The sequence below is a fragment of the Alkalispirillum mobile genome, assembly GCF_003664325.1.
GTDB classification, from domain to species: Bacteria; Pseudomonadota; Gammaproteobacteria; order Nitrococcales; family Halorhodospiraceae; genus Alkalilimnicola; species Alkalilimnicola mobilis.
Genome location: NZ_RCDA01000001.1, coordinates 1,655,685 through 1,669,581, shown reverse-complemented (window position 1 = coordinate 1,669,581; position 13,897 = coordinate 1,655,685). Strand labels below are relative to the sequence as shown.

The following is a 13,897-nucleotide window of genomic DNA, read 5'->3' as shown; positions in this document are numbered from 1 at the left end:
TGGATAGGGCATGACCCTGATGTCTCCGTTACTAAGCGTGGCCTCCGTACCCTACCGGGCAGGCCACATCTGCCGACATTTCCTACGTCGTGAGGTTTGGAGGCGGTTCCATGACGCCGCACAGGCCTACGGCGTCCCTGTGTGGGTGATCGCGTGGCGCGCCCTCCGCTGGTATGCCGCGGACCGGTTTCTACCGAATGAGGCCTTGAGCCGTGGCCTGCTGGACCCCAAAGAGCGCATTCACAGCGCCGGCGATCATATCAGCGAGGAACGCCTGCACGGCTTACAACACGCTGTGAACACGCCGGCTGCTGCTATGTGCCGGGATAAGCTTTTATTTCACCAGTACTGCAGTAGCCACGGCCTGCCGGTGCCCCGGTTGTTGGCTGTACTTTCCCGGTGTGGCTCACGCGATGCCTTGGGGCATCCCTTAGTCACCAGACAACATTGGCAGGCCTTCGTGAGTCAGCACCTTCCTGGCTCATTTGTGGCCAAGCCAAGGCATGGCCGGCAAGGGCGCGATATCCGCCTGCTCGGCGTGGAACATGAGGCTTGCGCTGACCGGCCAGTCGAGCAGTTGGTTCGGGCGCTTTGCGAGTTTGCCAACAGCCACGAGGAGCAGATCCTGGAGGAGCGGCTGATGGCACATCAACGGATTGTGGCCCTGACGGGGACACCCGCCCTCTCCACGGTTCGGGTCTTCAGCTGGGTCACCCCAAAGGGAAAACCCGAGATCCTCGACGCCTACTTTCGCGGCATCGTTGGTAACAGCCTGACGGACAATATCAGCGATTGCCGTACGGGCCTTTTCACCGCCAATGTCACCGCCCGCCCCGACCTGCGGAGCGGAGTTCTGTCACAGGCTTGGGCATTTAACGCGAACGGAGTCGGCTATCGGTGGGTCGATCACCATCCGGGGACTGATATGCCCATCAAAGGCTTTCAGTTACCGTGGTGGGAGGAGGTCCGCGCCCTGGTGTCTCGGGCCGCGTTGTGCTTCCTGCCGGTGCGGACCATCGGGTGGGATGTGGCGCTCACCCCGAAAGGTGCCTTTCTGATCGAGGCCAACGAGCGCTTTCAGCATGCCGGGTTCGGTGAGGGAGTACACAGAATAAGATCCGCCCTGCAGCAGGAGCAGGAACGCCTGCGGGGACCGGCTTCACCGCTGCCAGCCGAGCCGCCCCATGGAAAGTGAACACGGTCAGGCCAGGGGCGCAAGAAGACGTCGGAATCGGGTTCTCCTGTTCCCGAAGCCGGACGTGAAGTTCGAGGGCTGGAAGCGGGCCCTTGAATCCTACTCTCCGCACCACCAGGCACTTGCCATGTGGCGCCCCTGGTTGGGGTTTTTGCACATCCTGCGCCACCGGTGGCGGGGGCGGCAGGTTGATGCCTTGGTGGTTCGTTATCTCAATGACCGCGGTAGCGGGTGGGCGACCACATTGGTCTTGGTGGGCGAGATGGTGACCTTAGCCACCGCCCGGCTGTTGGGCGTGCCAGTTTTTTGGGTCATTCACAACATCGACCGCGAGACCTGCAATCAGCGCCCGTTGCTCGTCCGGTTGCGTCGGCTAAGCGTTCGCAGGACGGCTTCCGTTTTCTTTGTCACCGAAGAGGTGCTGCGCCCCCATGCGGCAAGTATCCATCGTATTAAGGGGCCAATCCATACGCTGCCCCTCGGGGAGCCGGTGGCTGAATCGCTACGCCCGGAGCGAGTGGGGCCGAGGCTGAACAAATTCCATAAAGGGGCGGAGGCCTGGCTGGCGGCCCAGGCGGACCGACTCGGTAGACGTCCCTGTTGTGTTTTGGTGGTAGGGACCCCAGAGGATAAGTACAGCCATTTCTGGCGGTTATCCGAGTTGCTTGATATTGCTTACCGCTCAGGCGTGCCTTTGGTCGCACTGGTGGTATCGCCGTTGGAAGGACGTAATGGACGTGCACTGGCCCAGGCGCTGGCACGGCATGAGCGAGAGGGCCGCGTCCATATGAGCCGTGGCTACTTGCCGGTCGATTGGCACTGGGCTGCCAACCGATGCGACGCCTTGCTTCGGGGTTATCAGGACCTATCGATGTCACACGCCATATTCCATGCCGTGCAGGTCCGGATGCCGGTGCTCTGTATGCCCGGTGGCGTAGTGTCGGAAGTCGTTCGCCGCGAGGGCATCGGTCAGGTGCTGGAAGAGGATTTCTCGAATCTAGCGGCGTGTGTGGAGAGGTTGTCACCATTGCAGGATGATGTGCGCCAGGCCTTCACCTCTCGCCGTTCTGCCCGGCAGGCAGCCGTGAACCTCCTCTCGGCGTTGGCCTAATATCGCTGACTCTACCGATTGCCTGTCAACTCGTATGCAGGTGCTACTTTTGACATGGAGGGGTCGTAGTCTAAGTCCTCGCCCCAGTAGGCCAGCACGACCGGGTTTGGGTCCCCATTTCACGGAGCGTAATGCATGCTTGGATTGGCACATGTCGAAAGTACTCTCGTGAGAGGGGTCAAGCGATCTGCCAAGGGGCTCTGTGGCAGGCAGTGGAGGCGGAGACCCCCTTCATACCGATGGGTTTAGACCGGCAAGGCACATTGGGCAGCCGAACGGCGCAAGGGTGAAGAGTTATATCCGTGGCAAGGCGTAACAGTGCCACGAATTGATTTGCTAACACCCTGTAGTGCCTGGTGGGTGTCTTTGGGAAGGATGAGTTATTTAGGAATGTCCAGTTAATGCTTCAAACAAAAGAATTTAATGATTTGAAGCCATTGGGAGCGCCCGCATGTTCCCTGTTTGTGGTCATTCAACCAGGGGAGCGATATTAGGCTTCAGTCAGGTTCATTAATAGATTAAGACTATGACGAAGAATTTTCATAACCCTATTGTGTTCAGGAAAGCAGAGGAATCTGACAAAGAAAGGCTGCGTCTGTTCTTTGAGAAAGCGTATGCTGACAGGTTCAAATATAAGTTTCCTGATCGTTGGGTATGGCAGTATATCAATAACCCTTGGCGTAGAGGGCGAGACATTCAGAGTTATATTGCAGAGGATTCAAGACGTAATATCGTTGGTCATTCAGGGGCCCTGCTTGTCCCGGCTCAGATAAGAGGGGCTCCCATCGTATTAGCCTGGGGGGTTGGTCTTTTCGTTTTAGATCCCTATCGTGGAAAAGGCATTGCCAAGGCTCTGCAAGAATTAAACATATTCGATAATGAGATTCTTGCAAGTATATATATGGCACCCGAAGCACAAGCGTTGAAGTTATCGCTTAAAGCTCGAAGAGGGCCGACGTGTAGCGTCTATGTCCATAGCATATACTTCGATAATTCCAAGGTTACAGAAAGCGTGGAAAGAAAGCTGGCAAGAAGAAACTTTGGGCGTCTCTCCAGGCCTTTCGCTATCGCATTATCTCCTATCGTTGCAGCTCGGAATCAATTGCGCAGCCTATTAGTTAAAGCTTATCAGCGTCGTCACCGGTCCCGGTCAACGCTTTTTGGGAACCATTATGATTTCTCCGAAGGTCCTGCATCATTTGGTGATGAATCAGATGAATTATGGGATAAGGCAAGAGGGCGCTACGATTTTTGTGTAGAGCGGACCTCCAAGTATTTGAACTGGAAGTACAGGGATCAACCTGGATGTAAATACAGGGTCCTAAGGATGTTAAATGGTGGAGCCATAGTTGGGCAACTGGTTTACCGCATTGGCATGCCACCGGAGGCCCCGGTAGCGTTTATAACCGAGGTTGTAGTGGAAGCCGACTGCCCAGAAATGACTAAGCAAATAATTAGTGAGGCAGTTGGTGTAATAAAAGAAAGGGGTGCAGTGCAAATTGTTATTGCAACATCAGATTGTACTCAGAAGGTGGCGATAGAAGGCTGCTCATTTCTACGCATTGAGGATCATGATTTATTGGTTAATTATTCTCCTGATAACAGTGTCAACTTAGGTGCCCTAAGCAGGTGCCTGTTAACCAAGGGTGATCACGACTGGGATCAGTTTTTTCTTGCCAGGCTGCTTTCTCCAAAAGAGGTATTGGATAGATTCTACAGGCACAAGTCCGCCTATGTTACTAGGTTGTAGTGTTTGTAAAAATCGGAGACCCGTAGCTTCAGTGCCATTAGGTTGGTTGCTCCATTAATTCTTGGTAGTGACCACGGGTCCGAGTCATTATTAATAAATGCCTGGTGCCCACCGCCACATACTGCTAGTTTGTAGTGGGCGCTTACCATCTCCCTGGCTTCTTTGTTGAAGCAATTAAAAGGATAGCAAAACGAATCAACAGTGATCCCAATGGCGTCTTCAATTGCCATTAATGAGTCTATGACTTCGGTTTTTAATTTATGATAGTTTTGGCTTTCTGTTAACCGGCTGTGGGTCATCGTGTGAGAGCCAATTTCAATTAGCGGGTCCCTGGATATCTCCAGCAATTGTTGTTTTGTCATAAGCCTGTTTGATTTGTCGGCGTGTCTGCCACAAACTACTCCTCCTATAACGAAAACGGTTGCAGGCGAGTTGGTTTCCCTTAGAATAGGAAGCGCATTTGTTAGGAATGAGGTTAATCCATCGTCAAAGGTGAGTGCAATTTTCTTTTTCTTTCCTGGCTCCGTTATTCTATTTAGCGGGGTTATTTCATAATGTTTTTTTAGCCAGTATATTTGTCTTTTAAAAAGCTTGGGGGTGATTGCGTCGTATCCGTCATTGCCAATAGCATGATACATGATGATGTTGTTGTGGTTGTCGGGTAGGCGTTGATATAAGTCAGCAGCAGAAAGGATTTGCAAGCTGGTTCTAATGGTCCGTTTTCCTATCATGATTAGCCTCGAGTGATTTTGTAACAAACGAGAAAGAAAGCATGTTGTAATTCTATTTTTTGCTAATATCTTCGTCTTTGGTCCCATCCGTCTTCTATAAAAAGGTTAGATAGTGCGCGCTCCCACAACCGCCCCATTAACTCATCAATGTCACTTCTGAAAGATTCCTTTATTCCGCTGGGGTATGCAGTTACCTCACCAAGCAAGGGGCCGTTATTGTCCTCATATAAGTCTACCCGGCAGAATGGGAATCTCACTGACTTGCTTATCATTTTAGCGGCTTCTAATAACCTGGTTGGGTCGTTTGGCCCTGGTAAGCTATCCTCAAGTTTAAACCCACCTCTAACACGTCCGGCATTCTGCCATAACGAATCGTAATATTTGGCTTTGGGGGTCGACTTTCTGTTGCCTCTTGAGATTTGCAAAATAATTCCCACTTCCCGGTAAAAAGTGTAGAACTTCCAGTCAAAGGGAAGCTGTCGAGGATTGTTTGGGTCTTGAACCATCTCCTACACTTGTACCGAGATATCGCCGTCGCTATTTCTCCGCCCTAGTCTCAGTATCTCATTCTCAATTTCTTTCTTTGATATTTTCCCATCAAAAAAGCTAAATAAGCAATTGTCTCTCCTTTCTATCGGAAAGACTCCTCTGCTCCTTTCGCCTATTACGGGCTTAATGACAAACCGTGCGGGGAGGTGGTCCCAATTAATCTTCCTCGGATCGTCCGTAGACCAGAGGATCCCGGGGGTCCTGATCCCGTTTTTCTTGGCTATCACTAATGTCGTGTTCTTCGTGGTGTAGTGCTCGTGGCTAAATCGAATTTCTCGCCGCATTCTTTCAAGCTCCCAGCGTTTGTTCTTGAAAGAGGGACGCGCCTTCCTCAGATTAGGGTCGATAACATCAATAATACGAGATAGGATGCGCATAGCCTTGATACGTCCTTCTGAGATCATAGATAAACAGCACCATAAAGACGACATGTCCACTGCAATGGGTTTTCCAGCAACAGGGGACGCCTAGGTTCCCTCGTCGCCGCTACGGTCTTTTTGCGCGGATTTCATAGTCCACGGGGCCCCGAGGAACCTGCGTCAGATCACGGAACACCACTCAGTATAGAACAATGTTGACGCAGGGGATGGCCGGCAGTCATGCCTCCAGAGTGGCAACAGCAACAGTCACGCCGGTGAAGACGGCTGCAGAGCGAGACGGTAAGTGCCAGCGGCCGGTGCCCAATTCTGGTGAAGTGATAAAGCCCAGAACAATCTGGGCTTTATCTGCCGAGATCACTAGGAATTGAAACCTTAGGAGGACGGGGTAGTGTTCCACCGGTGAGCGTAGGGACCGTCCAAGACCCTCAGGATGCACCACTATTATGCGGAATAACTTCAAACGCCCGTGGGTAGCCCCAGCGTAGGTTGGTCAAAAGGCCCACCCGAGACGGCAGTGTGCCATTGACCCTGGCTCGCGTACCAACGACTATAATTTCGAGAGCACCTGGGTAATTCGTCTCCCACTGGCAAACGAACGGAGCCACCCATGTTCCCTTGCCAACCCTGGTCGGCCCGTGGAAAAAAAGTATCGAGCCACTTCGGCTTAATAGCGCTTGTTATATTTGGGGGGATTGGACTTTGCCCAGTCGCCAAAGCAACGGAACCACTGCTGTCTGAGACACACCTTGCATCTGTGGCAGAGGACACTACCAGAGGTGAGTTCACGCCATTGAGAGGTGAGTTACCGCCCGAGTTTCAAAGCTTTTCGGAATTTCATATCCACGGTACCGCTGCCGACCCAGATACGTGGAATGCGCGGGGCCAGTGGGATCCCAAGCGTAAACGCACCTTCTTCTTTGGAGATCGGCACCGCAATGTCTTTCACTCCTACGATGCCGTTGAAAACCGCTGGCATCACAATGCCTTGGCGGAGGAGATTCCCACTGCTGGCCACCAGTGGGGGACGGTGGGGCTGGACGTAGACCAAGGTTATTTCTATCGGGCAGCGCAACGGCGCCTGTTTCGGTACCGCATCGACGAGGATCGCTGGGAACTGGCCAGCGATGCTTACCCCGGCCAGCACTTCAGTCCCATGGAGTTCCACGAGGGTCTGGGCCGCCTGCTCGCGTTAGGAGACGAGCAACTGTATGCGTTCCGTGGTGGCGAGTGGCAGCCAGAGGCTCGGGTGCGTCATCGTAGTCAGCACGCCAATATGATCTATAACCGGGCGAGAGAAGAAATGCTCATCGTTGGCGGTCGGCGAAGCGAGCGCCGGGTCTCTCTGTTCACAGCAGACGGCCAACTCCATGAGATGAATGATCTCCCGTTTAACTGGTCCACGCAGCATCACTGTATTGGATATGACCCGGAAAGCGGAAACTACCTCGCGCTGCACCGAAAAACGTTTCAACTCTGGGAATATGATCCTTCACGTGACAGGTGGCGAAAGGCAGCGGACTGGAAGGACGAAAACCAAGAGGAGTGGCGTTTCGGTAGCTTCTTTGGGCACGTTCTGATTCCCATTGATGAACTAGGGGTGATTCTCTGGATGCACCGAAGTGGCCCAGTGGTTTATCGCCATTCCAGTGCGTTTTCAGATGCCTCCCCTTCCAATCCCATTGCGGACACTTCACGCTCTGCACAGCGATCAACCTCCTCTCCTCCACAGAAGGAAGGAGCGGCGCCAAGTCCCACCGAAGAACAACTACCTAGCGCCAAACAGGTTGCCACCGAGCACCAGTCTACGGTGGCAGCGCCACCATCGGCATTGGCTCAGACTGAGTTAGGCCAACATGCCGCCAATTTGGCACCGGGCCGTTTTGTCAGCCTGGAATCCTCGCCGCCCGCCGGAGTTGCGCGCTTACGGGAGATGTTTTTAGTGCAAAGCCCGGATGGTCGGCGAGGGCGCATAGACGCTTGGGCCGATGGTGGTCACTGGGATTCGCAGCGGCGACAGACGCTGTTTCACGGCCTTGGAGGCGTCAATAAATTCATCACCTATCGAGCAGACGAAAACCGCTGGGAAGAGTTGGGGTGGGAGGGAACGCCTCCGCCCGACCAAGACCCCGAGCGCTATATCTACAGTAGGACGGCGTTTGATGCGACGCGTGGGCACTATTACCGCTTGTCGGGCGAAGCCCTGTATCGCTACGAGATTGAGGAGGCCCGTTGGAGCAGACTCGGGGAGACGCCCATAGGTGGCAATACCCCCATCGAATGGCATCAGGCGTTGGACATGCTCATCAGTGTCAAGGAGGGCGTTGTTCGTGGCTTCGAAGGCGAGCGCTGGCAAGAGCTCGGGACCACGGGAGTTAGCGGCGATCGTTCGTCCGCGCAATACAACCCCGTGCGCCAGGAACTACTGGTAATCGGCGGAGATGGGAGCGAGCAGGCGGTGAGCATCCTAGACGCAGACGGTGAGGTTTCTGAAGCCAGCGATCTGCCATTTGCCTTTCAGATGTCTTTGGACCACATCACCTACGATCCTCAGTCCGGAAAGTACCTAGTGCTGCGCTGGGACGAGCGCACGCTTTGGGAGTATGACGCCGACGCGGACCACTGGCGGCCGGCATGGGAGTGGTCATCCGATGGTTGGCCTTTCCATGAATACGGCACTGTTGTGCCCATTCCCATCGATGAGCTTGGAATAATTTTCTGGCAGTACGAGCACGGGCCGCGGTTATACCGTCACCGTTTAGCGTCTGATACCGCGTCTGCCGATTCAACGCAGGCAGCGTCAAGACCTAGCCGTTCCCGAGCAGCACCCGGTGGTGACTTGAGTAAGCCGAAGGCCTCTCCAGAAGTGCCTGAACCTGGGGTTGAAGTCGAGCAGCAGCCCCATGAGGCCCTTGCTGCTATCGGTGAGGATATGGCTCCGGGCGAATGGCGCTACATCGAAACAAAAAACACCCCACGGTTTCGCGTGGGCTCCTGCCGTGGTGACCCGGGTGATGGGGGGACGCACGCGCTAGGCTGGACTGGGTCATTCGCCTATGACCCTGAGACGCAATCGTTCTGGGCGATTGGCATGCGGGGAGGTAGTGAGAAACGGCTGTTCGTGCTTGATAGAGACCTGGAATGGAATACCGTTCGCCAACTTCCGCTGGACGAGTGTCTTGATGACCGCCGTCCGTTCAACCGCCTGTCTCTAGTGGACGGCTATCTGTATTGGCCATCATCGAACACGAAGGAAGGTGGCGGAAGGTCGACGCGAGGCCATCTCCTAAGGGCTCCCATCGAACCGTATCTGGAAGGAGATACGGATGTGAAATGGGAAAGAGTTAGTCGAGGATTAGGAATATCCAACATGAACGGCACGGGTGACTTCGCCGTCGCATGGTATCCCGACTTGGGCGGATGGGTCTTTGTTGGCCGCCGCTCCGGCACCAAAGAGCCCACCCCTTTTTCCCAGGAAGGTCACACAGAGGAAGGGCAGGCACTTGGCAAGCGCTGGTATGCCAGAGCTATGTTTTTGCGTCCCCCCAATCCTGAGTGGGTCCAGTTTGATGTCCTTTACTCTGGGCAATACCAAGGCCAGTTGCTATACAACCCCATCAAACAGCAAATGTTGGTTGCGCCAGGGATTGAGTTTGGTAATCAGCCCGAGGGAAGCGAGCCGAGAAGGGAGTGGGCGATCATCCATCATGATGGGGGTGATAGCAGAGTGGTGAGTCCTTCCGACGAAGGACCAACGCCATGGGTAGAAAAAATTGACAGGGCGGTTGGGGATGGCTTTGAGCTACCGCCCTTTAGTCCCAGGTACGGGACTATCGGTTACGACCCTGTGTCAGGGGACTATCTTTGGTGGAACAGACAACACGGCGCTATCTGGAGAAGTCCAGATGGAAAGCACTGGCATGTCTATGAGAGTTTCGAAGACCTATCGGATGCACGTTTTCCCGAAGGGCTGGAAAGGTTCCGTGGCCGGAGGGGGCTGTTCGGTGCTACTGGGTATGTGCAGATGAACGCCGTACCAGGAACAGATTTGGTCGTGTTCTTTGATCCTGATCGCGGACTAATCCTACACAGAATGAAGGACGGCCAGGCAGATTCAACGCGCTAATTTTTTCGCATCTTAAAAATTGTCCCGATAATTCTTTTTTCGCTCCTCGCCGGCGCGGCTGCTTGCTACGCGTTCGGCAGGGGAAGCCATTAGGCATTAAGAATTTACATGCTGGATAGGGCTCGCCTACCGGCTATACTGCCCTTGTAGGTTGATTGACATTGTTATGTTTTATGAGGGTTAAGGAGCCGTGACGCCAAATATCGAATCGCTAACTGATGGTGAGAGGCCTTTCATCGCAGTAGATATGAAGGGGTCCTCTATTGTGCAATCCGGGGCCCCGCGGTGCGCGCTAGGTCACAAGATTAATTCAAATAGCGGTAGTGGCTTACCAGAGGACGGTATATTTGCTGAATGGGGATGGGATGGAGAGAATCTCACTGTACGGAATGACCGATACGGGATTTACCCTCTGTTTTATGCCGCTAAAGGGCGCAGCCTAATACTGTCTCCATCCATTACAAAGGTGCTTGAGTTAGGAGGGGCAGCAGAACTGGATTATGGTGCCCTATCTGTTTATTTTCGCCTCGGTTTTTTCCTGTCTGATGATACGCCATTTCGAGATTTAAAGATCCTTCCGCCGAGCTCCCGGTTAACGTGGTGTAGAGGCAAACTAACTCTGCAAACCGATGAGCGCGCGAGGCCAACTCCAAAGCCAGTCTCCATGGAGTTTGATCAAATTGTAGATCGCTACGCAGAGCTTTTCAGTCAAGCTATCTCTCGTCGCCTCCCTAATACGAATAATGTGGTATTGCCACTAAGCGGTGGGCGCGACTCTCGGCATATCCTTCTCGAACTGTCTGCCCAAGGGTGCCCACCAACTCGGACCGTGACTGTGCACGGCCAACCATCTATAGACGACGAAGATACACGTCTCGCCAGCTGGGTGGCAGAAGCGGTCAATATTCCACATGACAGGGTCAGCTACCCTGCCTCTCACTTCGCAGCGACCATGAAGGATATTACACTGACGGAGCTATGCAGTAGCAGCCATGCTTGGCTCATTCCCTTGGCTGCTTATCTGGCCAGCAAGCAGGTGTCGTGCACTTACGACGGACTTGCCGGAGACATTCTGTCAAGTGGGCTTCGGACCACTGAAGAGAAGCTTCGCCTTGCTAGAACTGGAAAGATGATAGAACTTGCGAAGCGCCTATTGGACGAAAACAATAGAGAGCCGTTCATACAGTCCTGCTTTCAGGATTCTTTCAATAAACGTGCGACAAGGGATCTGGCAATTGCTAAGGTTTCAGAGGAACTAAAAAGGCACTTGGGCTTTGCTGACCCAATTTCATCCTTCTTTTTCTGGAATCTTACTCGGCGCGGCATTGCCCTCCTGCCATTTGGTATCCATCGCTCCGTGGCAACCGTTTATTGTCCTTTCCTGGATCACGATCTTTTTGATTTTCTAGTAAATGTTGATCCTTCTTACACATCTGGAAAAAGGTTGCATGACGCGGTAATCCATCGATATTATCCAGAGTATAGGAATATACCATTCGAGTACCATGCAGCAAAAAAGCCTAGCGAACATGTACAGTCCAGATTTTATAGGAGGTCAGCAGTTGAGGCGATTTGGTACTTATTAAAGAACCAAAAGTACCAGTCATGCATTGTAAAAAAAGGTAGGTTTCTGGCGATGTTATGTCGAGATGCGATGAGGAAAAAGAGCCCAAAAATATGGTATCTTCATCCGTTGATTCATGGGCTAGAAATAGAGCGAGCTATCATGCGGTGAAACATTAAATAATAATGGTCTAAGTTGAAAGCGCATGTTCAGGAGTCGGGAGCATATTTATGACGTGTCCATCGCCGGGCGATGTGTTTTCGTACTTCCCTTCTCATTATCATGAGTTGTTCAGTTTTTCCTAAGAGAGAATATTCTGGTTGAACCGGTCGATGCGCTCCTCAATTCGAGTGAGTCGATCAAGCAGGACTCTATCCGACCCGAGTTGAAAGCCGCGACCCTTGGCCAGCGATGCCAGTCTTTTGCGGAACAGGACTGTTTTGGTGCCGGCAACAAGGCGTCCTGAAAGGGTAGGTTTGGCTTTCGCCCATATGGTTGGCAACCGGTAGAAAGACAGGGCTTGATTCATGGACGCCGCCCAGTCGTGCCACTTGGACAGCAAAATCTCATGGTGTGTGATCACCGGTAGCCAAGGTACCCGCAGGGCCTCGGCAGCGATGGCGCCGTGCATCGCCGAGCAGATTAGACGGCGGGAGCGCATCAGCTGGTCTATAACCTCAGTGCAGGGCGCTTCTGGATTGATGTAATGCACGTCCGCGTCCTGCACTAGCCGTTCCAATCGAGGTGAGTGGATACCGTGATGAGGCATGAAGGCACAATGGATATCTTTCCGCGGGCTCACATCCTCGGTGCGATGCAGCAGTATGGCCGGGTCTGTGATCGCTTGTTGTGGGTCGAGCCCCAGGGCCTGGGCTGTATGCGGGCCTCTGACGAAGTGCACGTGCCAGTTGTCTCGCGCGCTAGGGGCCACCTCGCCGTACCCCAGTCCGCTCCCGAAGATGTGCAGGCGTCGCGCCGTGGGCAGCCGCTCGTTCAGAATGGTCCCAATGCCGACAAACACTTCATCGTGGGAAGGTGTTGGCTCCAAGGGCGCATCGATGAACCGCGGCCAAAGGTAGTCATTGAGCGCATCGCCGAAATTGGGACGCTTGCGATAGCAGTAAAGGTACATAAGAAGTCCTATGCTGAAGGCAGATTCGCTTGGCAGCCCTCCGCCGAGGTCGGTAGTGTCCAATGACGCATCACGCTCCAAGTATTGTCGTCATCATCCCCTATTACCAGCGAGAGCATGGCCTGCTTCGCCGCGCCGTAACGTCTGTGCTGGACCGTGGTGCGCATCTTCCAATCAGGGTAGTCGTCGTTGATGACGAGTCCCCTCTGCCTGCAAGGGATGATATTGGAGACCTGGTGGAAGCGAGCAATGGGGCGGTGGAGATCCTCCAGCAGGCGAATGCCGGCCCCGCCGCTGCCCGTAACACCGCCCTTGATTACGTCTGTACCGATGCGCCCTATGTGACCTTTTTAGACTCCGACGATCAATGGATTGGCCCTTTTCTCGAGGATGCATACTTCGCATTGGCACAGGGCTACGATCTATTCATCGGCAATGCACGGCGTGGTGCACGTAGCGGCACACGCTTTGAATGGAGTGAGGATTCCGCTTCCAACATATACCCAGAGCATCATGTCCCCATAGATAGGGCGCTTGAAATTTATGAGTTCTGTGGAGATTTCTTTGATCTTATGGTTCGTCGGACCAATTTGATTGGGTCTGGCGCAATTGCATATCGAATGGATCGTTTTTCAAGTCTCCGGTTCCATTCTGGCCTATTTCAGGGAGAGGATAGGCTGTTTAAATTGGTTTTGGCTAAGGATTTAAATGCTGTTGCTTTTTCGCCGAAAATTTATGTGGAAGAAGGCGAAGGCGTGAATATTTTTGATAAAGCGGAATGGGGTACACCAGAGTCTCTGAGGCTAACTTCTAATTATGTCAGGTTGTCTAGAATGCTGTTGGAAGAACTACGGCTGACTCAGGAGCAGCGTCGTTACCTTGCAGGGAGGCAGGGGCAATCTCGAATGGCTTTTGCGGCCACACTGCTGCACCTCATCTTGCATAAGAAGGAGGTTAACTGGTTACTTGTCAAAGAGACGTTGGCAAGTGATCCAATGGCTATTAGGAACATCGTGTTTAAGGCGGTTCAATTAGCATGGCGGCGTTTCGGGTCCAAAGGGGGCTCGCTCTGAGTGGCTGATAGGGTGTTAGGCAATCACCTCCTCAATGACTCTAGCTAAAACGGTGACTGCGCTTGGTCGGGGCATTGGTTCGTGGCCATTTGATGTCTGTGACCCAGGGGTGACTGTTGGAAATACAGTGACCGCTGGATGGTTTTGTCAATTTTTCTTGACGAAATTAATAGGGGGGGCTACTTTTTCTACGAAAGGTCTTCCGGAGAAAGGTTTTGAAACTTGTTCATTTCATCAGCAACGTGATCATGCTCCAGTCGATGCGGTTTTCCCACGATTGAACCCAGAT

9 protein-coding genes are annotated in these 13,897 nt (G+C 53.1%); 6 read left to right on the top strand and 3 right to left on the bottom strand.

Annotation, left to right across the window (positions count from 1 at the left end):
* Positions 1–19 precede the first annotated feature (19 nt).
* From DFR31_RS07900 to DFR31_RS13780, 3 genes are all read left to right on the top strand, one after another.
* A complete protein-coding gene (locus DFR31_RS07900) occupies positions 20–1,195 on the top strand; it encodes a sugar-transfer associated ATP-grasp domain-containing protein (protein WP_245971134.1) in 1,176 nt (391 codons plus the stop codon).
* A complete protein-coding gene (locus tag DFR31_RS07895; protein WP_245971101.1) occupies positions 1,185–2,306 on the top strand; it encodes a hypothetical protein in 1,122 nt (373 codons plus the stop codon). The genes DFR31_RS07900 and DFR31_RS07895 overlap by 11 nt, the downstream gene beginning before the upstream one ends.
* A 526-nt stretch (positions 2,307–2,832) precedes the next feature.
* The gene (locus tag DFR31_RS13780) at positions 2,833–4,056 is read left to right on the top strand and encodes a GNAT family protein (protein WP_147436956.1); all 1,224 of its coding nucleotides are present in this window, start codon (positions 2,833–2,835) and stop codon (positions 4,054–4,056) included.
* Here the strand turns inward: DFR31_RS13780 and DFR31_RS07890 are convergent.
* Together DFR31_RS07890 and DFR31_RS14115 are read right to left on the bottom strand one after the other, a co-directional pair.
* Positions 4,038–4,787, bottom strand: a complete 750-nt coding sequence (locus DFR31_RS07890) for a polysaccharide deacetylase family protein (RefSeq protein ID WP_170153629.1) — start codon at positions 4,785–4,787, stop codon at positions 4,038–4,040. The two genes, DFR31_RS13780 and DFR31_RS07890, sit on opposite strands and share 19 nt — an antisense overlap.
* A 62-nt stretch (positions 4,788–4,849) precedes the next feature.
* Positions 4,850–5,293, bottom strand: a complete 444-nt coding sequence (locus tag DFR31_RS14115) for an ATP-grasp fold amidoligase family protein (protein WP_121442041.1) — start codon at positions 5,291–5,293, stop codon at positions 4,850–4,852.
* Between the two features lie 1,177 nt (positions 5,294–6,470).
* Here DFR31_RS14115 and DFR31_RS13775 point away from each other — a divergent pair.
* Together DFR31_RS13775 and DFR31_RS07870 are read left to right on the top strand one after the other, a co-directional pair.
* Entirely contained in the window at positions 6,471–9,839 is a 3,369-nt protein-coding gene (locus DFR31_RS13775) for a hypothetical protein (protein ID WP_147436955.1), read from the top strand.
* Positions 9,840–10,503: 664 nt separating this feature from the next.
* Positions 10,504–11,574: an asparagine synthase-related protein gene (locus DFR31_RS07870; protein WP_170153628.1), complete on the top strand. Its 1,071-nt coding sequence runs from the start codon at positions 10,504–10,506 to the stop codon at positions 11,572–11,574.
* Positions 11,575–11,704: 130 nt separating this feature from the next.
* On the opposite strand, the gene DFR31_RS07865 is transcribed toward DFR31_RS07870, so the two are convergent.
* Positions 11,705–12,535 carry a glycosyltransferase family protein gene (locus DFR31_RS07865; protein WP_121442037.1) on the bottom strand — a complete coding sequence of 277 codons (831 nt, stop codon included), beginning with the start codon at positions 12,533–12,535 and terminating at the stop codon, positions 11,705–11,707.
* Between the two features lie 62 nt (positions 12,536–12,597).
* Between DFR31_RS07865 and DFR31_RS07860 the strand changes: the two genes are divergently transcribed.
* The gene (locus DFR31_RS07860) at positions 12,598–13,608 is read left to right on the top strand and encodes a glycosyltransferase family 2 protein (RefSeq protein ID WP_121442036.1); all 1,011 of its coding nucleotides are present in this window, start codon (positions 12,598–12,600) and stop codon (positions 13,606–13,608) included.
* Positions 13,609–13,897 lie beyond the last annotated feature (289 nt).